Below are 671 nucleotides of genomic sequence, written 5' to 3'. Positions count from 1 at the left end.
GACCCATAGGACCCATAGGACCCATAGCACCTTTATTACCTTTAGGGCCAGCAGGACCGGCAGGATCCATATCTCCTTTATCGCCTTTATCACCTTTAGGACCTTGAGGACCTTGAGGACCAGCAGGTCCTTGTATTCCTTGAACCATACCACCAACATTACATAGTGGATTTACATAAGTTTCTTTTCCTAAATCTACATATTGTATAGAAGATAATTTAACATATATAGGTCCTTTTCCAGAAGAAGTTGTTCCCATAACAGCACATTGATTTATTTGTTTTACTTTTAATCTTAATATACAGTCACTATCTACTAGTTTTAATCCTACAACTCTACCCATACATTGGCATAGTACTTGATATATTTGCATATCACATAAGTTTATAGGATATACAAACACAGGATTCATATCATATTTTTTATTACAATAATCATTGTTTTTCTTGTTACAAGATGGCTTTGTAGTTTTATAACCACAGCATTTGTCAACATTAATATAGTCTTTATGCATAAACAACACTCCATATAAAATATTTTAGTAGCTCAAAACTACATACTATAGATATATGATTAAAAGCACAAAAAAGGGACACTATATAGTAGGCTAAATTATTATATGATATAATATTGAATTATTAAGGTTTTAAGTTGTTATATATATATAATTT

At 30.8% G+C, this 671-nt stretch carries 1 pseudogene; it reads right to left on the bottom strand.

What is annotated here, in order from left to right:
- Positions 1 to 514, bottom strand: a pseudogene (locus tag G3997_RS06430) (hypothetical protein); the annotation flags it as partial.
- Between the last annotated feature and the right edge of the window lie 157 nt (positions 515 to 671).

Source organism: Romboutsia sp. 13368 (assembly GCF_018336475.1).
Taxonomy (GTDB): domain Bacteria; phylum Bacillota; class Clostridia; order Peptostreptococcales; family Peptostreptococcaceae; genus Romboutsia.
The sequence above is the reverse complement of the archived record's forward strand: the minus strand, read 5'-3'. Positions and strand labels throughout refer to the sequence as shown.